The 20431-nt window shown below is 59.1% G+C and carries 18 protein-coding genes; 7 read left to right on the forward strand and 11 right to left on the reverse strand.

Annotated features, from left to right (window positions below; translation table 11 throughout):
* Positions 1-102: 102 nt before the first annotated feature.
* Complete coding sequence (locus AB6N07_RS24075; RefSeq protein WP_370675566.1) at positions 103-549, reverse strand: DUF6641 family protein; 447 nt, start codon at positions 547-549, stop codon at positions 103-105.
* Positions 550-1050: 501 nt separating this feature from the next.
* Here AB6N07_RS24075 and AB6N07_RS24080 point away from each other — a divergent pair.
* Both AB6N07_RS24080 and AB6N07_RS24085 read left to right on the forward strand, forming a co-directional pair.
* Entirely contained in the window at positions 1051-1473 is a 423-nt protein-coding gene (locus tag AB6N07_RS24080) for a hypothetical protein (RefSeq protein WP_370675567.1), read from the forward strand.
* Between the two features lie 33 nt (positions 1474-1506).
* Entirely contained in the window at positions 1507-1989 is a 483-nt protein-coding gene (locus tag AB6N07_RS24085) for a hypothetical protein (RefSeq protein WP_370675568.1), read from the forward strand.
* A gap of 54 nt (positions 1990-2043) precedes the next feature.
* Here the strand turns inward: AB6N07_RS24085 and AB6N07_RS24090 are convergent, their stop codons facing one another.
* Positions 2044-2679 carry a TetR/AcrR family transcriptional regulator gene (locus tag AB6N07_RS24090; protein ID WP_370675569.1) on the reverse strand — a complete coding sequence of 212 codons (636 nt, stop codon included), beginning with the start codon at positions 2677-2679 and terminating at the stop codon, positions 2044-2046.
* A gap of 112 nt (positions 2680-2791) precedes the next feature.
* Between AB6N07_RS24090 and AB6N07_RS24095 the strand changes: the two genes are divergently transcribed.
* The gene (locus AB6N07_RS24095) at positions 2792-3997 is read left to right on the forward strand and encodes a multidrug effflux MFS transporter (RefSeq protein WP_370675570.1); all 1206 of its coding nucleotides are present in this window, start codon (positions 2792-2794) and stop codon (positions 3995-3997) included.
* 383 nt (positions 3998-4380) lie between these two features.
* Here the strand turns inward: AB6N07_RS24095 and AB6N07_RS24100 are convergent, their stop codons facing one another.
* The 7 genes from AB6N07_RS24100 to AB6N07_RS24130 all read right to left on the reverse strand — a co-directional run bounded on the left by AB6N07_RS24100 (position 4381) and on the right by AB6N07_RS24130 (position 10878).
* Positions 4381-4770: a RidA family protein gene (locus tag AB6N07_RS24100; RefSeq protein WP_370675571.1), complete on the reverse strand. Its 390-nt coding sequence runs from the start codon at positions 4768-4770 to the stop codon at positions 4381-4383.
* A gap of 37 nt (positions 4771-4807) precedes the next feature.
* Positions 4808-5389 carry an NAD(P)H-dependent oxidoreductase gene (locus tag AB6N07_RS24105; RefSeq protein WP_370675572.1) on the reverse strand — a complete coding sequence of 194 codons (582 nt, stop codon included), beginning with the start codon at positions 5387-5389 and terminating at the stop codon, positions 4808-4810.
* Positions 5386-6795 (reverse strand): FAD-binding oxidoreductase, encoded by a 1410-nt coding sequence (locus AB6N07_RS24110; protein WP_370675573.1) that lies wholly within the window; start codon positions 6793-6795, stop codon positions 5386-5388. Before AB6N07_RS24110 ends, AB6N07_RS24105 begins: the two co-directional genes overlap by 4 nt.
* The gene (locus tag AB6N07_RS24115) at positions 6788-8116 is read right to left on the reverse strand and encodes a cytosine deaminase (protein ID WP_370675574.1); all 1329 of its coding nucleotides are present in this window, start codon (positions 8114-8116) and stop codon (positions 6788-6790) included. The genes AB6N07_RS24110 and AB6N07_RS24115 overlap by 8 nt, the downstream gene beginning before the upstream one ends.
* Positions 8116-8925, reverse strand: coding sequence for an ABC transporter permease (locus tag AB6N07_RS24120; RefSeq protein ID WP_370675575.1), 810 nt, complete (start codon positions 8923-8925; stop codon positions 8116-8118). The genes AB6N07_RS24115 and AB6N07_RS24120 overlap by 1 nt, the downstream gene beginning before the upstream one ends.
* Positions 8925-9692 carry an ABC transporter ATP-binding protein gene (locus tag AB6N07_RS24125; RefSeq protein ID WP_370675576.1) on the reverse strand — a complete coding sequence of 256 codons (768 nt, stop codon included), beginning with the start codon at positions 9690-9692 and terminating at the stop codon, positions 8925-8927. The genes AB6N07_RS24120 and AB6N07_RS24125 overlap by 1 nt, the downstream gene beginning before the upstream one ends.
* Positions 9693-9873: 181 nt before the next feature.
* Complete coding sequence (locus AB6N07_RS24130) at positions 9874-10878, reverse strand: ABC transporter substrate-binding protein (protein ID WP_370675577.1); 1005 nt, start codon at positions 10876-10878, stop codon at positions 9874-9876.
* A gap of 178 nt (positions 10879-11056) precedes the next feature.
* Between AB6N07_RS24130 and AB6N07_RS24135 the strand changes: the two genes are divergently transcribed.
* Positions 11057-11992, forward strand: a complete 936-nt coding sequence (locus AB6N07_RS24135; protein ID WP_370675578.1) for a LysR family transcriptional regulator — start codon at positions 11057-11059, stop codon at positions 11990-11992.
* Here the strand turns inward: AB6N07_RS24135 and AB6N07_RS24140 are convergent.
* Positions 11980-12777 (reverse strand): creatininase family protein, encoded by a 798-nt coding sequence (locus AB6N07_RS24140; RefSeq protein WP_370675579.1) that lies wholly within the window; start codon positions 12775-12777, stop codon positions 11980-11982. The genes AB6N07_RS24135 and AB6N07_RS24140 overlap by 13 nt on opposite strands.
* A gap of 618 nt (positions 12778-13395) precedes the next feature.
* Here AB6N07_RS24140 and AB6N07_RS24145 point away from each other — a divergent pair.
* The gene (locus tag AB6N07_RS24145; protein WP_370675580.1) at positions 13396-15819 is read left to right on the forward strand and encodes an autotransporter domain-containing protein; all 2424 of its coding nucleotides are present in this window, start codon (positions 13396-13398) and stop codon (positions 15817-15819) included.
* Between the two features lie 839 nt (positions 15820-16658).
* Positions 16659-16919: a hypothetical protein gene (locus tag AB6N07_RS24150; RefSeq protein WP_370678328.1), complete on the forward strand. Its 261-nt coding sequence runs from the start codon at positions 16659-16661 to the stop codon at positions 16917-16919.
* Positions 16920-17052: 133 nt separating this feature from the next.
* On the opposite strand, the gene AB6N07_RS24155 is transcribed toward AB6N07_RS24150, so the two are convergent.
* Entirely contained in the window at positions 17053-19635 is a 2583-nt protein-coding gene (locus AB6N07_RS24155) for a glycosyltransferase (protein ID WP_370675581.1), read from the reverse strand.
* Between the two features lie 404 nt (positions 19636-20039).
* Between AB6N07_RS24155 and AB6N07_RS24160 the strand changes: the two genes are divergently transcribed.
* Positions 20040-20420: a hypothetical protein gene (locus AB6N07_RS24160; protein WP_370675582.1), complete on the forward strand. Its 381-nt coding sequence runs from the start codon at positions 20040-20042 to the stop codon at positions 20418-20420.
* Positions 20421-20431: the final 11 nt, after the last annotated feature.

Consider the following 20431-nt stretch of genomic DNA (forward strand, 5'->3'; position numbering starts at 1 on the left):
GTGCAGCTCGGATTAGCACCAATGTAATGAGATGAGCCCGGAAAGAGTTGGGAGCAGCACAGAAGCTGTCCCTGCTCTTTACATAGGAGGCTACGCTTGGGCTCAGCCAGCCTTGCGAAGCATCAGGCCACGTTCAGCCGAGGCAAGGGCGAGTTGGTCGTCGAGTTCACCAGTTCGAACAGCCTCGATCAGCTTGTCGATGATGCCGGGAAGGTTCGCGAATTCGCCGATCGTCACCGCATTCTTGTCCTTGGCGAACTCGATGGTCTTGCCCGCATAGCGGAGACCGAAAAAGAACTGACCACTGGCATCCGTGAACCAACCAGCACGCAGACGCTTGGGCGCTTCGACCTGAACCCGCTGACCATCGGTTCCTTTTCGCCAGACCTTATGCGTCGGTGCGAAATGCTGACCGGCGATCTTGGCTTCAGCCATGGCCTTCTGCTCGACGAGTGCCGAAATCACCTTGTCACGGGCACGTTCGACGGGATTGTCGCTCGTGCGGACGGGCTTGGCATTGGTCAGCTTCAGGCTCTTCAGGATGCTCATTTGTCGGGACCTCCATGTGGACAACTCCCGTCCCATCTACAGCCGTTTTCCAAACTCGCAACCTAAACCGCCAACAACGCCAACTTCAACGCCGACAACTTTCCTACCGCAACGTATTTCGCCACGACTTCGGAATATTTCCGTCGAACGCACAACGCAATCTACTCAAACAATACTTTTGCCTTCGATGGGAATCCAGACTAGCACGCGGCTAGCACAGGCTGTCTGATGCACTGATTTTGCTGATGATTTTTTAGGGACGCCGTAATTGGTAAGGGAGAGGTCGAGAGTTCAATCCTCTCTCACAGCACCATTATCCCCTTGAAATAGCTGACGTTTCCCAGAGAAAACCAAGGCTTTCCCGGTCAAAACGGGCTAGCACGTTGTTAGCACGAGGTTCTCCTGCTTATTATTTTTCAATAAGTTAGCGGTAGCGTGCAGCGTGCTATTAGCACGGACCTAGCACACCGACGCAGCACAGTAACTCGCTGGTGGCGACCCATGGATCAGCCCAAACTGCCCTATGTCGTATTTTCCCGAGTGGATAGCCCGAGCCTCTGGGTTCGATTCTCCATACCGGGACAAGGGCAGAAACGCATTTGCCTCAAGACCTCCAACGAGGAAGAAGCCAAGCGGAACGCCGAGTACGAATACCAACGAGCCCTCTGGAGCGCGGAACGAGGAGAGCTTCCGGGAAGGACATCCTTCGACAAGGTCGCGCGTCAATATCTCGAAAGCGCCCAACTGGAAGCCGGGAGCAATCCGTCAAAGCTTTCCAAGGTCGCAGCCGATCGAGGCGTGCTTGATCGCTATATGGTCCCCTTCTTCGGTAGAAGCCCCATAACCGCCATCAGCGTTCCGACGCTTCACAGCTACATGGAATGGCGAAGAAGCTACTGGACGAGCGGTCCTGGGGCAAAATAGGCGCATATCGCCTACGAGCGTAAGGGACGCCGGGTGATCCGCCCTGCCCAGCATATCGAAGCGACGCTGAGCACGCTGCGCCGAGAAGCCGTCACGATGCGGTCGGTGTTCAAACACGCAGTTCGGCTGGGCTACCTCAAAGCATCGGACATTCCAAAGATCGACCTGGTTGCCGAAGAGCGGAATAAGCGCCCCTCTTTCACCGACGCCGAGATCGCCAAGCCCATGGAGGTCGCAGAGCAGCGGATGATCGACGTTCTGGACATCAGGAAGCGAGGCAAGCAGTCGAACATCTGGAAGGGTGCCGACGGAAAAGACATCACATCCTCTGTCAAGGCTGTCGGCGGGCTCAGTCTGACCGGCAACGCCACGGTCTCGTTCGAGATCGATCCGGAGGTTGGCATGCGCGTCGGCTTCGGGACGAGCCTTGCGACCTACGAGCTTTATGTTCCTGTGCTTCAGCCGGGCAGCTTCAAGCCGTACACCCAGGGCTTCCGGCCGATGGCGGTGGCGTGACCAGTGCAGAAGAGGGCGTCAGTCGTTGAGCTGCACTTTTTACTTGGTGCGATCTTAACTTGCGCTTTCTGGACGCAAGACTCTTTCGACCACAAGCTTGATATTCTGGCGGAGCCGATCCTCCTGCCGGGCGTTGTCGATGTTTTCACCTGCCAATGCCCGTAGCTGCAAGTCAGCAACGGCGGCGCCGAAGAAAATTGAGGCAAGCCGCTCCAACTGTTCCTGATTCCGGGTCGCATCGCTCAGAGACTTTAGCCCGGTGATTATCGAGCGCCGGCCAATTTCGATAGCCTGCTCTCGAAAGCGTGCCGCCAATTCCGGGGTCTTGAACGCCTCCGCGATGATCAGCCTAGTAAGACCGATCTGGCGGGGAGCCAGCACCCATGCGGCCAGGCGGACAAGGATTTCCACAAGCTTAGCTTCCTCCGACTCTCCTGTCTGATCGACGACGGGCGCGTAGAAATTGGCCTGCGGATCACACACCAGCGTGGCAAAGAGATCCTCCTTGTTCTGGAAGACCAGATACAGCGTCTTTTTTGACATGCCACAGCGTTCCGCGATGCGCTTCATGTCGGTCGCCTCATAGCCCTCTTCGATGAACAGGTCGCCGGCAGCATCCAGGATGCGCTTGCGCCGCTCGTCATCAGAAAGTGTCTTTGGCCTTCCCGGCGTCCGCTTCACCTCGGTCATACCGTCATCACCGTCTCGCAACTTGACAAAATGGAACCAATGGGTTTCCTAATATTAGGGAACCCGATGGTTCCTTATCCATCGGCTTCATGACGAAGGCAAGATCCAAACAATGACAATTGAAAAACCGTCTCCGATCATCGCGCTGGCTCTGGGCTGCTTGAGCGCACTCGGCCCGCTGGCTATCGACATGTACCTCCCCGGATTGCCGGAAATGGTTACCCATCTCGGGACAAGCGAAGGGACCATTCAGTACAGCCTCATGGCTTTCTTCGCCGGCCTCACATTCGGGCAACTCTTCTATGGTCCGTTGTCGGATCGCTTCGGACGAAAGCCCTTGACCTATGTCGGTCTTGGTCTTTTTGCCTTGGGATCTTTGGGCTGCGCGCTCGCAGGTTCTGTCGAGACCCTAATCCTGTTTCGCGCGATGGAAGGTCTCGGCGGGTCAATCGGCATGGTCATCGCAATGGCCGTCATCAGGGATCTCTATACTGGGCACGTAGCGGGGCGGATGATGGCCCTCGTGCTGATGGTGCTTGGTGTGTCGCCCGTCTTGGCACCGCTTGCTGGGAGTGCGATTCTCGCTATTGCGGGCTGGAGAGCGATCTTCATGGTGCTTGCGGTCATCGGCCTCGCCTTGATCCTTTTTGTAGCATTTGCGCTGCCTGAGACCCGAATGGTCGAGCTTCGAAAGGCCAGTCGTCCCGGCCACGCCGTCCGCCACTATGTCAACTTGCTCGGTAGCCGCCAGTTTGTGCCATTCGTCATGGTCTCCGCTGTCGCGCAGGCTGGATTCTTCGCCTACATCTCCGGTTCGGCTTTCGTTTTCATCTCCATCGACGGTCTGTCGCCGACGCAATACAGCCTCCTGTTCGCCTTGAATGCTGTCGGTCTCGTGATCGCAAACCAACTAAGCGCTCCGGCAACACGGCGGTTTGGACCCTACACTGTTGCCCGCGCCGCAACCCTCGTTCTCATGATCAGTGGCATCGCGCTGGTGATGATGGAGCTGGAAGGGCAGTCCAGCCTCCTGTCGCACAGTATTCTACTGTTCTTCGTGGTGGCGCCGGCCGGTATGGTTATGCCCGTGCTGAGCGTGCGGGCCATGGCTTCGTTCGGCGCTATCGCAGGCACCGCAGCAGCCATGATTGGCGCTATCCAGTTCTTGGGAGCCGCCGCTGCAAGTGGCGTGGTCGGATCGCTGGCCAACGGAACAGCGTTGCCACTTGCTTTCGTCATCGCAGGATGCGGCGTCGTGGCGGTGGTAATCGCCTTCACGGCCTTCCCGTCTGAATCGGCCACACCCGCTTCACACTAAAATTTTCTTAATGGAAGGAAACCTCATGTCGATCGGACATCTTTTCATGCGTCTCGCTGGGGCTGCATTGCAGGTAGGCCTGCCCTTCTGCCACTCTTTCGCTTAGTCAGATCCGAAAGTGACGGCGAACCGCGTACTGAAAAGCCGGGATCAGCACCAAGACTGCCCCGGCTCCTTTCCGCGTCTTTGCGATGGTCTTCAACCCGCCTTGCGCAGCATCTGGCCACGCTCGAGCGTCCGGCACAATAGTGAAACGCTGCTAGCGCAGCAATCCGTTGGTGGCGCCCCCCCGGATCAGCCCAAATTGCCCTATGTCGTATTTTCATAAAGAGAGGAACCCGACCTAGCTCACCCGCGCATCTCCTCCCATGCAAACTCTTCTGCTAGATACACTTGAGCGCCGTCACCTCGACTTCGACCCGAAAATCCGGGCGAGTGAAGCCAGAGACGATCACCAGCGTCGACACGGGGAAAGGCGCGCGTGTGTAGCGGTCGCGCACCGCCATATAGGCCGGGAAATCTTCACGCCGGGTGACGAAGCCGTTGATGCGGATGACATCGCCAAAATCCATGCCGGCGTCGGCCAGGATGGCCTTGATTGCCTCGAAACAGAGAACCGCCTGTCCTTCGATGTCGTCGGGAATGGCGCCATCGGGCGTGATTGCGAGCTGACCGGACGTCACGAGCAACCGCCCGGTTGCGGGCAACGACAAACCGTGGCTGTAGGCGCCGAACGGCCGGGCCACGCTCGGAGGGTTGTGCGCTGTCTTCATCGGATGCTCCCCTCCCTTGGGATTGACCGGATTGCGGTCAAAGCGCTGCCATCGCTCGCGCCACGGTTTCGAGGTAGCGGGCGCGGGTCTCCTGCGTGTTATTGTTCATGTCGTAAAGCGGCAGCAGACGGCAGCTGCCGCGTGGATGGATCTGCGCCCGGATGACCCGCTTGACGATCTTCCCCGGCGGATCGCCGGCGAGAAAGGTGCGTAGCGCCGTGCCGCCGTAAGTGAGGCAGGCCGCCACCTTTCGGATGTGGTGCAACCTCGACTTCAGCTTGCCGTCGATGAGGTCGAAGGAGACGCCCGGCAGCCAGACCCGATCGAAATAGCCTTTCAGGATGGCCGGAAAGCCGTAGTTCCAGATCGGCGTGACGATGACCAGCGCCTCGGCCCTGTCGAGCCGACGGCAATAATCGGCGACCAGTTCCATGTTCTCAGGGTGGTTGTGATAGGTCAGCCGGTCCTGGCGCGACATCACCGGATCGAACCCCTCGGCATAGAGATCGCAGTCATCGACGTCGTGGCCGGCAGCGATCAGCGCCGCGCGGGCCGTCTCATGCACGGCGGCGCCAAAGCTCGACTCCACCGGATGGGAGAACAGGAGCAGGACTTTCATTGGCCCGCTTCCAGTTCGGCAAGACCGGGAAAGAGGAAGGGGCGCCCGGAATTGAAGTCGAAGTCGGGGTTTTCCCAGGCGATCATCTTGCCCGGATTGAGCAACCCCTTGGGGTCGGTCTCGTGCTTGAAGGCGAGCTGCACCGTGTCCGTCCGCTTCATGCCGCCTTCTTCCAGCGTGTAGCGATGCGGATTGAAGATCGGGCAGCCGTTGTCCTCGTGGAGCCGGATGATTTCCTCGAGCCTTTCCTCGGTCGTGTAGCGCACCAGCGGCAAGCCGGCGCACTGGATCTCACCGTCGAACTTGATGAATTCGAGATGTCCGATGACCTCGTCACCGAACAGTTCCACGGTGCGCGCCACCTTGGCGAGATGATCCGGACTGGCGTACTGGACCTGAAGGTAGGTGAAGCTCGGTTCGACCTTGATTGCCCGGAGCGTCGTGTGGTTCCAGCAGAGCTCGTAGATTTCCGGCACGCCCTTGAGGTCGGCTTCGAGATCGGCGCGGAACATCACTTCGGCCTTGCGCATAGCGCAGAAGGCGGCGAAGGCGGCGACCGACATCGGCGCGACCATCAAGGCGACCACCGACTGTCCCTCACGCAGCCATTTCTTGTGGCGGCTGAAATAGAGATGCGGCGTCGGTGCGGCAATGACCGCCAGCTCCTTCAGCAGGATGCCGTTCTGCCGCGCCAAGAGGTCGGCGAATTTCGCGGCTTCGAGGAAGTCATCGAAGCCGACGAGGGCGTCGACCCAGTCATAGGCAGGGGCGAGCGGCATCTCCACCTCGGTGATGATGCCGTTGGTGCCGTAGGCATGGGCGACCTTGTGCAGGTCGAGCCCGGTCAGTTCCAGCACCCTTGGCTCGGCTTCCATGGTGACGATGCGCAGCCGCAGGATATTACCGAAATCGCGCAGGCCGCCCCAGGTGATGGAGCCGACACCACCGGAGCCGCCGGCGACGAAGCCGCCGACGGTCGCCGTCTTGTGGGTGGACGGGTGAAAGCGCAGTTCCTGCCCGGATTGAGCCCGGCATTCCTCATCGAGCTTGGCCATCACGATGCCGGATTCGCAGACGACCCGGCCGACGTGAATTTCCTTGACCCGGTTCATGTTGGCCATGCTGAGCACGATGCCGCCGGAGAGCGGCATGGCCTGGCCATAGTTGCCCGTGCCGGTACCGCGCGCGGTCACCGGAACGCCATGGGCATAGGCGACCTTCAGAACGCGGATGACCTCTTCCTCGCTTTTCGGCGAGACGACGAGATCGCCAGTGACGCCGTCGAGCTGGCTCTTCAGCACGGGGGAGTACCAATAGAAATCCCGGCTCTTCATCTGCACGAGACGCGGATTGTCCTCGATGGCGATCCCTTCGAGCGCGGTCTTGATCGCATCATAATCAGGCATGATCGGCCCCCAGAAGGCTGTCGAGTTCACGATAGTCGGGCATGTGGCGGTCGATGGCCCGGCCGCTGCGCAGCACCACCCGGTCGGACTGCGGCCGCGACAGGAATTCGCTCCAGCGCCGGGCGGAAAACAGCACGAGATCGGCGCGGCCGCCTTCGGCTAGGCAGCCCAGCTCCGGCCGGCCGAGTATCTCTGCGGGGGAACGGGTGATCACAGCTGGAGCATCGCCCAGCGGATGGTCGAGATGCAGGATGCGCACCGCTTCGCGGAACACCTCCACCGGATCGAGATCGCCATAGGCATAGAACGGATCGCGGGTGTTGTCAGATGACACTGCCGTGCGAACGCCAGCAGCAGTCAGCTCCTTCAGCAATGTCACACCGCGCCAGCGGGGCGTGCGGCCAGCATGGCGGTCCTGAAGGTACATGTTGCACATGGGCAGCGAGACGACGGACAGATCGGCCTTGGCGACCAGATCGATCACGCGGCTCACTGTGTCTTCGTCCTGACGGGCGAGCGAGCAGCAATGGCCGACGTTCACCGCCCCCTTGAAGCCATGGTGCAACTTGGCGCTGGCAATCGAGGCCAGCGTCAGGACCTGCCGGTCTTCGGTCTCGTCGACATGCAGGTCGATGTCCAAGCCTGCCTTGGCGGCGGTCTCGAACAGCAGATCGAGTTGCGTCTCGATCTTGGGGTGCAGAAAGGTGACTCCACCCAGAACACCCCCGGCTTCGCCAACTACCTGCACGAGGTCGGCCAGGTAGGTGGCGTCCTCCATCAGTTCCAGCGGAAAGAGCGCTACGGCCTGCAGTTCGATGCGGCCACGCCAGCGCTCGCGCATGGCCTTGAACACGTCGAAGGAAATGCGATGCTGGGGTGCCAGGCTGTCGAGATGGGTGCGGATCAACTGCGTGCCGTGGGCGTAGGCGGTGCGCAGCGAGAAATCCATGCGTGCCGTCACATCCTCGGCCGACCAGTTGGCGATGCGGTCGGAGCCCACGGCTTCCAGCGCGCCGGCGAAGCTGCCGTCCGGATTGGGCCGGCGTTCCCAGATGTGCCCCTTGTCGAGATGGGTGTGCATGTCGGTGAAACAGGGCCAGACGAGCCCGCCGTCGAGGTCGACTTTCTCGATGTCGTAGGGGAGCGCTGTCTCGGCGGGCAGAATGGCGGCGATGCGCTCGGCGTCGATGATGACATGCGCCGAGATCAATCCTTCCCGCATCGGCCCGGACAGCGGCTTGGAAAGCAGCGCCGTCGGCAGCGTCGCGTTGGTCAGGGCGAACCGGGAAACATCTGGCAGTGCAACAAAATCGGCGGACATCAGTTTTCTCTTTTCAAACTGCTTTCGTGCCAGCGGTGAAGCAAAAGCCATGACAGGAAGGACGTGAGCGCGAAGATCGCGATCCCAAGCACCGACAACATGATGAGCGCCGCAAAAAGCCTGGGAATGTTCAGTCGGAATTGCGCTTCGAGAATACGGAAGGCGAGCCCCGATCCCGCGCCGCTCGAACCGGCGGAGAACTCGGCGACGACGGCGGCGATCAGCGACAGGCCACCGCCGATCTTGAGACCGGTCATGAAATAGGGCAGCGCCGTCGGCAGCTTCAGATGCCAGAGCGTCTGAAAGCGATTGGCGCCATAAAGCTCGAACAGATTGAGATGGTTATGGTCGACGCTCTTCAGTCCCTGCACCAGGTTCGAGAGGATCGGGAAGAAGGCCACCAGGTAGGCACAGATCAACAGCGCCGCTTGTGTCGTTGGGGCGTAGATGATGATCAGCGGCGCGATGGCGACGATAGGCGTTACCTGCAAAACGACGGCAATCGGGTAGAAGATCAGCTCGAGCCAGCGGGCCTGTACCAGGAGAACGGCAAATACCGTTCCGCCAAGCAGCGCCAACCCCAGCGACATGAAAGTGATCTTGGTGGTGACCAGAAAGGCCGGCCAAAGGGTTGGCCAGTCCTTGACGAGCGCGATGGCGACGGTAATCGGATCGGGCAGTATGTAAGGCGGAATATTCTCGACGTGGACGATCAGATACCAGACCAGCAGCAGCGCCAGGATGACACCGAGCGGAATGCATATGCGGATCAGCCGATCCATCTGCGCGCTGCGTTCGCCGTTTTCCATCAGTGCGCCCCTTCGTTGCCCATGGCGGCTGCCAATGAATGAGAAACTCTCTCGCAGGCGAGACGATAGGATTCCGAGGTTCGAAAATCGGCGTCACGTTCTATGCCGACGTTGACCGGGAAATCCTCGTGGATACGCCCAGGCCGGGCTTTCATCACGACGATGCGCGAGGAAAGGTAGGCAGACTCAAAGACGGAATGGGTGACGAAGACCACCGCCAAGCCATTCGACTTCCAGAGCTCCAGGACTTCATCGTTGAGCTTCTGCCGGGTGATCTCATCGAGCGCCGCAAAGGGTTCGTCCATCAAAAGCAGCTTGGGGCGGGTCACCAGCGCGCGGGCGATCGACACGCGCATCTTCATGCCGCCGGACAATTCACGCGGATAGGACTTGGCGAAGTCGGCCAGGAAAACGGTAGACAGAGCCTCCTCGATCCGGGACTGCGCCTCCTTGCGCGAGATGCCCTGCAACTGAAGCGGCAGATAGACATTCTCGGCCACGGTGCGCCAGGGCAACAGCGTCGGCTCCTGGAAAACGAAGGAAATGTCGCCGTCCGGCCGGCCGCGACTTGTAATGCGCGACGCCGGCCAGTCGATGTTGCCCGAGGATATACCACCCAGCCCGGCCATGAGGCGCAAGGCGGTCGATTTGCCGCACCCGGATGGTCCGAGCAGACTGACGAACTCCCCGGCTCGAACGGTCAGCGACACGTCCGCGAGTGCCGCTGTGCCGTTCGAGAAGGTCTTGGAGACCGAGGCCATGGTCATCAGTGGCCGTGTCGGTTGGGGAGGCGTCAATGTTGCTCTCTCGGTGGGTGCATCTGCCCGAAATCGCTGCGTTGCGAACATACGGGACCTTTCAAGACGACATGAGGAACAGAAGTGACACGGTTCAATAATCCGCATACGCTGACGACTGCCTGACCGTGCAGGATCTTCCGCTGTTGGCTCACTTCTTCAGTGACATGCCAACGCCCTTGCAGACGAACTTGGTCGTGAAGGCCTTGGCGTAGTCGGTGTCGGACTTGAACACCTTGATCGACACCAAGGTGTCGAAGAACGTCTTGTACTTGGCATCGGTCATGCAGCCGATACCCTTGTCGAGCGCCTCGCCCGATTCCACAATGCCGTATTCCTTCATCTTGGCGATGGAATAGGCGATCTGACCATCGGTCATCTCGGGGTTGTCTTTTTTGATCAGCGCATTGGCGGCGCTGTTGTCGCCATACAGATAGCTGTACCAGCCCTCGATCGAAGCATCGACGAAGCGCTGCACCAGATCGGGATTGGTCTCCACCAGCTTCGATTGCGTGGCGATGGTGGTGGAATAGGGCGCGAAACCCTGGTCAGCCAGCAGGTAGACCTGGGGTTTGAAGCCCGCCTGACTTTCGACCGCATAAGGCTCGGACGTGAGATAGCCTTGCTGAACCGATTTCGGGTCAGCGATGAACGGGGCGGAGCTGAAGGTATAGGGCTTGTATTGCTCGTCCTTGAAGCCGGTGAAGTTGGCCTTCATCCACTCGAAGAAGGTCGTGTAGCCCTCCTTGCCGAGGAAAATGGTGTCGGCCTTGGCAAGGTCGGCGAAGGTATCCATGCCGACGCCAGGGTGGGCCATGAGGATCTGGGGGTCCTTCTGGAACATGGAGGCCACATCCACGATGGGAATGCCCTGCTCGACAGCGGATAGCTCACCCATGCTGCTGCCCATGTAGAAGTCGATCTTGCCGGCGACCAACAACGCGCTGTTGGCAGCATTCGGCCCGCCCTGAACGATGGTTACATCGAGGCCGTGCTTGGCATATGTGCCATCGGCAACCGCCTGGTAGAACCCACCATGCTCGGCCTCAGCCAGCCAGTTGGTGCCGAAACTCACCTTGTCGGCGGCAAGCGCCCCGGATGCGGAGGCGATCAAGCCGACGGTACATAGCGTGATGAAGCTGGTGTTGCAGCGCATTCGGAGTCGTCCCCTTTATCGCTCCTCCCCGGAAATCAGGGGGATTGAACGATACTGCACCACTTGCAATGAGCCGTGAAAAGCATCTAATTGCGCACGCTTTGATGCCTTTTTTGCACAGTTCGGTTTTCTGTTGCTGCAATAGGCATCCTGCCTAAGCATTGCGCAGGAGGTGAACATGTTGCACTCACGCAAGCTGCTTTACATCAATGAAATCGCTCGCTGCGGTTCGATCCGCAAAGCGTCCGAGCGGATGAATGTGGCCTCCTCGGCCATCAACAGGCAGATACTGGCGCTGGAAGAGGAATTGGGCGCGCAGATTTTCGAGCGATTGCCACGTGGTCTGAGGCTGACGGCGGTCGGCGAGCTTTGCATCGAACACGTACGCGAGGTTCTCAAGGATTACGAGAAACTGCAGGCCCGCATTCGGAACCTCAAGACGCCGCAGATGGGCAAGGTGTCCATCGTGACTACCATCGGGCTCGCCGCCGGTCCGCTACCGCACCTGATGGGCAAGTTCTTCGCCCAATATCCGCGCATCCGCGTTCTGCTGCGCGGTGATGGCGGCATCACCACGTCCATGCCGGTGGTTTCCGGCGAGGTGGATCTTGGCCTGGGCTTCAACATTCCCGCCCTGCCTGGCATTCGCAGCCTCGCCCATTTCGACGTGCCTTTGGGAGCCGTCTTTTCACCCGAGCACCCGCTGGCTAGCAAAAGCGAAGTGAGTCTGGCCGATCTGGTCGAGGAAAAACTGGTACTCGCCCTACCCGGCACCTCCCTGCGCGATGCGATCAATCTCGCATTGTCGCCGCTCACCGTGACAGTGGAGCCGTTGCTGGAAACCAATTCGACGGAAATGATCCGGACACTGCTGCGGCAGGGCCCCTTCGTCAGCATCCTCAATCCACTGGACGTGCTCATCGACTGCCGAAACGGCGACCTCGTCTATCGTCCCCTGTCAGACGCCCACATAAGGCCGCAGCCGATGAAATTACTGGCGCGCGCCAGAGCCACGCTTGATGCGGCCACCAGCATATTCGTTGAATTTCTGATCGCCGAACTCGTCGAGATGATCCGTGAGGTTTCCGCGGGATCGGTCGGTCAGCCGGTATAGAGATTGGCCAGCGGATAGCTGATGACGTCGCCGATCAGTTCGATGAAGCCTTGCGCCACGTGCCGGCAATAGGCCTCACCCTTGCTCGCATCGGCGTTGGCGGCATTGCCAACCACGCCGTGAGGGTTGAGATCGTGGGCGACCCAGGCCAGCGCATGCGGGGGTAGCGGTTGCAGATACTTGCTCTGCGTCTTCATCCATTCGGCCCTGGACGCAAAATTCTGCGCCTTATCCATATGAACGAGATCCGGCCGGAAATAGAGCATCATCGACGTCTCGACGTCGCCGCCGTGGATGCCGAATGCCATTTCATGAGCGCTGAACAGGCCCTCCGGGCTGCCGAACCGGCTCCACTGGGTGGCGACAGCGGCCATTCCGAAGCGCACGCGCATCTCGCGGGCGACGATACTCATCAGGTCGAGATTGCCGCCGTGGGAGTTGACCATGATCAGCTTGCGAACACCGGCCTCGGCAACCTTCTGGCCGATGGCCGTCCACATCTGAATCAACAGTTCAGCCGGCAGCGACAATGTCCCCGGCCCGAACACATGCTCGTTGGCCTTGCCGATTTCCTGCGTTGGCAGCACGAAGACGTTGTGGTCCGCCGGCAGCAATGCGCGCACCAGACCCAACATGCCGTTGGCTATGGCGACATCCGTGGCGACCGGCAGATGCGGCCCATGCTGTTCGGTGGAGGCCAGCGGCAGGATCGCAACCGTGCTTTCGGGGTCGAGCGTGGCGAATTCGAGACTGGTCAATTCGTTCCAGTAAAACCGCTTCGCCATGGCACATCTCCGTCGGTTTAAGATCCTTTCAAGAGCTAGGGAAAGATGCCGGAACGGAAAAGCATCAATTTTCGCTCGAACATATGCCTATTTGCGAGCACTCGGGATGCCCATGCGTGCCAGCGCGATCCCGAGAGTTGCACTCGGACGTCCACGAAACTTTTGCTGCATGTGGTGCAGCACATAAACAAAATGTCGGAAACTGAGGTGCAGTCTCACCCTCAACAGGCAAACGTCAGACGGAATGAGCTGCTGCCGGTTTCATGGACACGGTCCTAAGCTATTTCGACCATTCGTTCGAGCTCCATCTGGCTGAGATATCGCCAACGTCAGATGCAAGTTTTGAAATGAACAAGACTTTGCGGCCATATCGTTAGTTGTACTTGACACCGCATTTTTGCCTGAGCTCTAATTAGCAATATCAATCGGTTCCGCATGAGTCGAACCCTTTGAACGGCGCACATGCGGCCGGTGAGTAACGCTTTCGAGAAGGCACGGTCGATGACTGCCGTTGTTCCGCGAACCTATTTTCCCTGTTCGCGTTCCGTTCAACTTTTCGCCCGCAAGCACCTTTTGCTCGCCTCAACGGCATTGATGGTCACGCTTTCACAGGGGGCCATGGCGGACCCGCCCGACGAGGTCGTCGACAGCGGAACTCGCACCATTACCGCCCCGACGACCTATCCTGGCGAACTCATTGTCGGCTCAAGCGGCGCCGGCACACTGATCATCCAGAATGGCGGGACGGTCACCAATGTCGACGAAGGGACTGTCGGGTTCGAGGCCACAGGCAATGGCGCGGTGACGGTCTCCGGTCCCGGATCGTCATGGACCAATGGCCGCGAGCTTGCCATCGGCTGGCGCGGCACGGGCGTGCTGACGATCACGGGCGGCGGATCGGTCAGCAACACCAATGGCTTTATCGGCGCCCGCACCGGCGGGAACGGTTCGGTGACCGTTAGCGGCTCCGGATCCACCTGGACGAACAGCGAGCAACTTCTTCTCGGCTATGACCCCAACGACACGGGGAGCACGGGCAACCTGACCATCAATAATGGCGGACGGGTCAGCGATACCGATGGCTTCATCGCCTATAGTACTGGGTCGACGAGCACGGTGAGCGTCACCGGCGTCGGTTCGACCTGGGCGAACGACGGCGTTCTGCGGGTGGGCAACTACGGCACAGGCACACTGACCATCTTGGATGGCGCGTCCGTCAGCAACACGATTGGCACGATCGGACGCAGAGGCACCGGTATTGGCACCGTGACCGTTTCCGGCCCGGGCTCGACATGGAATAATAGCGACACCCTTGAGGTCGGCCTATCGGGTAACGGCAACCTGACGGTTTCGAATAGTGGCGTAGTGACGGTAGGAGCGGCAACGAACGGTGCCTATGGTGGTACCGTCAGCATTGCTTCAAACGCCGGATCGACGGGTACGCTGAACATCGGTGCCGCGGAGGCCGCTAGCGCCGCGGCTGCGGGCCGGATCGAGGCTGCTTCCGTCGTGTTCGGTGCCGGCACGGGAACCCTGGTGTTCAACCATACCGACACCGACTACGACTTCGCCTCGGACATCTCGGGGACCGGCACGATCAAGGTTCTGTCCGGCGTGACGACATTCTCGGGCGACAGCTCGGCTTTCACTGGATCGACGACCATCGCTTCCGACGGAGCGCTCAATATAACCGGCTCGCTCGGCGGCGGGGCGACGGCGGTCATACTCGATGGGGGGACTCTGACCAACAGCGGCACCATCAAGGGTGGCACGACCTCAGTGTTCTTTGCCAATGGCGGCAACACGCTGAACATCCTGCCGACGGCCGTCTTTGACGGCGTTGTCAACTACAACCACCAGACGGGCAACACGACCACCTTCGGCGCTGGCAGCTACAGCATCGACGCTGCGAATTACAACGACGCTCTCAACTCAATCACGCTGAACAATGCCAGGCAGATGGTCGTTCTCGACGATGCCAATAGCACCGGCACCATCAACGTGGTGGCCATTCCGGCGGCGAGCCATGCTGCGACGCAATACACCGCGTCGGTGTCGGACGTGGTCGGCAGCATCCTCGCGCTCGATGTGGCAAGGCCCGACCAAGTGGTGGTGGGTGACTCCACCATTTCGGCCCTGCGATATGGCGAGGAGAAGCCGGAAAGCACCGAAGCCAAGGCGTTGCGGATGCTCGACAACGGCGTCGCGGTGGACGGATATGGCAATCTATTCTGGGCGCGTGCCTTTGGCGGGCTTCGCTACCAGCCATCGGGCGATGGCGACCCTTCCAGCCACACCTCGCACTACGGCCTGATTTCGGGCGTCGATCACCAGTTCGAAAACTATCGTTTGGGCTTCTTCGGTGGCGCCGGCAGTGTGCGCAGTGTCGCCGGTGACAGTTCGTCGACGATGACCGGCGTAACAGGTTTCCTCGGCCTCTATGGGGCGATGAAACTCAATGGCCTGCAATGGAACGCCTCGATCACCGGCGGCGGCATCGACAATGACGCTAGCCGCCTGATCAACAATGGGAGCAATGAGGCATCCGGCGACTTCATGGGCTGGTATGTTTCTCCCGAAATGTCGGTGAGCAGTACCTACCAGATCGCACCGCAATGGGAGCTGACGTCGAGCGTCAAGGCCCGTTACACGGGGGCCTTCTACGATGGCTATACTGAGAGCGGATCGTCGCAGAATGTCAGCTATGATGCGCAACAGAGCCATTCGCTGGACGGGCGCCTGCAGTTCGAGCTGAAGTACAAGACCACTCTGCCGTCCGGCCTGCCGATGGCAGTCACCGCTACCACATCGCTCAGCGACACACAGTATCTGGGCTCAGATAAAGTCCACGCCAGTCTTCTGAACAACGAGTTCACCGTGTCGAGTTCGGCCGATAGAAATGTTATCGGCGCGAGCCTCGGCGTTGGCCTTGACGCGATGATCTCCAAGCGGGCTTCCGTCTACGCGGGAATCGACGGTACTCTCTACAGCGACGATTCCATGGCGGCGTCCGGTCGGCTCGGGATGAAGCTAGCCTTTTAGCGGTCAGCAGTTGAGGACCGCAGGTGTCCCTGCGCCAGCCGGATATCTGAATAAACTGCCAGAGCCGACATCATTGAACCGCCTTGCTCCAGCATCGCCTAGACAATGCCTCTGGTTCCGAGGAGATTTGCACGAACATCCGTCATCGGATCGCGGCTGGCCGTGAGCGGGGAAGGTGTATTCCTCCGGTGAAGGGCGTCTGTGCTGATTTTGTAAATGATCGTAAGCCCATGCCTTATATCAAGCGCTACAGTCATTTCGGCCATTGAGGCGCTACCTGCGGGTGACGTTGGTCGTCGGCTGTAATGGACGTACGAGGAGAAGATCCGGACCGTCGAGTAAAGCCTGCGCGGCTTTCGTCAGAGCTCGGCGACAGCTCGTCACTATGGTGTGTCACCATCTTTGCGGTCGAGGCGGCGGGATTATCGGCGCGGTGTTCTTGGTAATTCGACAGTGCCGGCATTCACGCCTGTTTCCCTTCCGGCGCCAGAGGTGGCGCGGTGAGATGTCATGGTACCTGTGGCTTCGAGCGCTGATACGAAGATCGAGATCGTGTTGTTGAGCGGAGGTCGGCTGACGGTTCCAGCTTCGATCGATCCGACTGTATTCAGCCGCCTGTTGTCCGCCCTGAAGGGACCATGATCGCCTTCCCGGCCGACGCGAGGGTGTGGATCGCGGGCGGGGTGCTGTGCCGATTTCGGCGGCTCAGCTTGGCTATCTTCTCTGCGGGATCGACTGGCGCAATCCTCGCTGGACACAGCGCCCGGCAAAAGCCGGGTGATGGGCCTTATCGGCTGTTTCCAATGGGAATTACCACGGTGGTGCGGTAGGCTTTTGGCATGTCCAATCTTGATGCCGAGATTGCCCGCCTGCGCGCCGAACTGGCGACGGCCCGTGCGGTGTTGTCGACCTACGAGGCGATGATCTTGCACCTCAAGCTGGAGATCGCCAAGCTGTGCCGTGAGCAATATGGCCGCAGTTCTAAGCACCGCGCCCGGCTGGTCGAACAGATGGTGACGCGCTCTAGTGGTTTGAATCAGACATTTGTATCCGCCGGATGTCGGCCTCGGAGCAAATGTCGGTGTCATAAGAGCCACTAGCAAGTTATTTTTCTAGTTGAGCTTTTGAATTTGACATTTGACCGAGAGCCTTACGTCAGGCGGGACTCAAATGTCAGATTCGCTCCACTAGGATCTTCATTGTGGCGGCAATCCACGTTTATACATGGTGCCATTACCATGAAATGCTGCGGACATTGATGACACCAGTACGCATTCCAATTCTCTCTGGCACTACGCCAAAGATGCGAGCCAATGCACGCAGTGTCGCCTCCGAGCCTGTTCCATACGTGGGATAATCCACCCACTCTAGCTTAGCCGAGGCGACGACAGCGAGAACCTCGCGGCGGCACCAGAAGGCACCAAGCGTCGGATAGTCAAACTGATCAGGAAGCCGCCCGATGTTCATGCGTTTGGCGAGATTTTCGGCGGTTGCCAAAGAGGCCCCCCAAGAGTGGATCTCAGGGTCGCCGGGATATACCAAGCCCATTTCTGGGTCACCTTGCATCGCCGTGAGAACGCGGTCAAGCATAGCGCCTCCGGCGTTACCTCCCACAACCGTCTCTATCGCAGCAACCGAAGCGAGAGGAGGCTTGGCCAATTGGCCACCGACATCCAAATGGCCGATCAGTGTGTAGTCGGCCAATAGACAGTCGGCAAAGCCCGTCATTAGTGCGCCAAGCCCGCCAGAGCGCGCCGGCACCGTCGAGAAACCGGTGATCGGCCCTATATCTGCGCTCTCGAAGGCGGCGCGAACTGTTTCGGCTTGGTTCTTGGCGGTGCTGATGAAGATATCCACCCTCGTAGAACACATCTTCAATGCGGTAAAAAGGGAAGGCAATAGTTCCGGTTTTGAGACATGCAGGTGCAAGGCGGGGCTTTTTTCGGCAGAGGGCTTGATCGGGGCGGTGGCATCGATCACGCGTGGCGCCCACGGTCCGGATGGCTCGCCCTCACGCAGAAAGCCAGCAAACGGATCGACACCGATCTCGGCTTGATGATGCATCTGATAAATTGCCGGATGGAATCCGGGTGCCGGTTTACGCGCCTTCAACCCAGAGCGGTTGGCCTTCAGATAATCATGGATCGCTTCACTTTCTTTTGCCGGAATACTGCTGGGTGACGCGAAAAAGTCAGCACGGAAGCGGCCGCTGAGCGCAATTTGGGCAGCATCTTGGTCGATCTGTCGCTCGAATGGCACTATAGCGAGCGCGATCTCATCAAGTCTCTCGACGTAGCGATCGAAATCGAATCTTCGAAGCGCGGCTAACTGAGCCTTCGAAGCTATTTTAGAATAAAATGAGGCGTCTTCGGCGAGGCAACGAATCTTTTGCGCGAGGTCAGCCGTGTCAATGTAGGGGGAAACACAGGCGCTCGCCAGATCGCTCTCAATTAGGAAATCAGCAATGCCGGTGGTTCGCTCAAAGCAGAGCACCGGCTTACCCGCTACCAGAGAGTCGATCGCGACGTTAGGCAGCGGATCAAGACGTGAGCTCAAGAGCAAAACGTCTGAGAGCTGGTAGGCGAGTTCGATCTGACTGGTCGCCGGTACAATGGTCATCTGCTCCTGGATGCCAGCACGCTTAATCTGATCGGCGAGATACATCGAGTTAGCCGCGCCGGTCTCCGGGTCATAACCATTGCCGATCCACACGAACCGGTAGCGTCCTCCGCCCGGGCCGTTGATGACACGGGTCGCACATTCGATGAAGAGCTCAACTGCCTTGCGCGGTTCAATAGTGCCTGCTCCAAGAACCACGAACTCGGCATCTTCCGTCTCTTCCGGTCGCAATAGGCGTTGCAACCAGAGGCGTTCATGATCGACGATCATTTGATCTTGTTGGCCGACCGGGATTGCGCATTTTCCCTGCGGGAGGACGTGGATCGCTGACCCGCGGGTTCGTCCGAGTTCGTCTAGGGCGTTTTCAAGAGTAATCCGGGTTGAAAAGACGACGCTGTCGACGTTATCGAAAATGTCGGCGAAGGCTGTGTTCGGTCGCGTATAGGCGGCAAACTCGTGTAGGAGCGCGAGCTGCGGTACGCCGCAGGCTTTGATGTTTGCCATAATGCTACGCGACTCGGCGCTATTCACCATCGCATATGCCACATCATGTGTCTTGCATATCTGAGAGAGAAGGGCATCCGTTTTGGCAGCGGGCTCCCCGCGTTTGAGTTGGTAGGTGGCGATGGAGGTTGATTCAAAGTCGTCCAACAATGGTCCGTCGCCAAGGATCAACGAGACGACGTTATATTTTTCAGCCAGCTTTCGAGCCAGATTCAAGGCGAGAATGGGGGCGCCGGTACGTGACGCTTCGTGACTGACCACTATAACGGTACGACGATCAGGTATCAGCGGCTTCGCTCTGCCAGCTTGCAGCGCATTCGCGAGAGAAAGGTCATGCGTACGGTGCGGCTCCTTGATCGCGACGCTGGCCTTTTGACGGTCGCTCAGTGAGCGCTTTGGATCGCGCTTGGCTGCGCTCCGAGCAAATCGCGACGCCATTGATTTTGGAACCGGCGGTCCCAGCCTTGAAAGACGGATGAGAATCTTAAATTTGAGGTAACGGAAGAGCGTCTTGAACGGGCGGGAACGAGCGGCCGCCAATTGCCGGCGCAACTCGTCGGTTTCTCCGGCGAGTTTTGCGCGCAGATCTCTATTTTCCGTCAGGAGCTCGAATACGAAGGCAGGCGCTGCAACCTCTTCCGCTTTGTTGTCATCCAAAGGCGCTGAGGAGTTCTCAACAGATCGCATAGCCATAACCGACCTTTTCCGTCCAATACATAATAATACTTATTATCTCAAGTATTCTACAATACAGGAATATCTCTTTCGTGCGAAATTTCACGCTCTGATGTCGCGTAAAATTGTCGTAAGCGGAGGCACTAGGAGCAGAATTGTCGGAATCGGTCAATCCAAAACCACAAGCTTAAAAGGGAGGCTAGCACGTCCGCCCCGAGTGTTCCCGCTTGATGATCGTAAGGCCTGTTGGAAGGACACACGGCTCAAATTATGCCCCCCGTGGCCCGTACAGCGAAGGGCATGGGCCGTAAAGTGGAAGGATTCCGTCCCCGGTCACGGTACAGGATCCGAGTGAGGTGGTCACCGGCAATGTTCGGTAGGGTCTGGCTGCTAACACCAACCACAGACCGAAGAGACCAACGATGGCCATGGACATCATGAACTTTTGCGACCTCGTGGAACAAGCCCCTGACGCTGACATTCTGCGCGAGATAATCGGCTTTGCGGCTGACATTGCCCAGGGCCAGAGCTCAGCTCGGCGGCAAGGCGACGACGCCGACTGGTTCCGCAAGGTGCTTGCAGACAGCGATATCAGCGCATGCATCCCGTCAAAGAAGAATCGACAGGGCCAGATCGAGCACGATGCCGTGCTCTATCGCCAGCGCCACAAGATCGAGGATATGTTTGGCAGGCTCATGGATTGGCCGCACATCCGCACCGCTACGACCGCTGCGCACAAACCTTCTTGTCCGCCATCTGCATCGCAGCAACCGTCATCTTCTGGCTCAACCAATGAGTCCTGATCTTAACTCCG

Source organism: Pleomorphomonas sp. PLEO (genome assembly GCF_041320595.1).
Classification (GTDB): Bacteria; Pseudomonadota; Alphaproteobacteria; order Rhizobiales; family Pleomorphomonadaceae; genus Pleomorphomonas.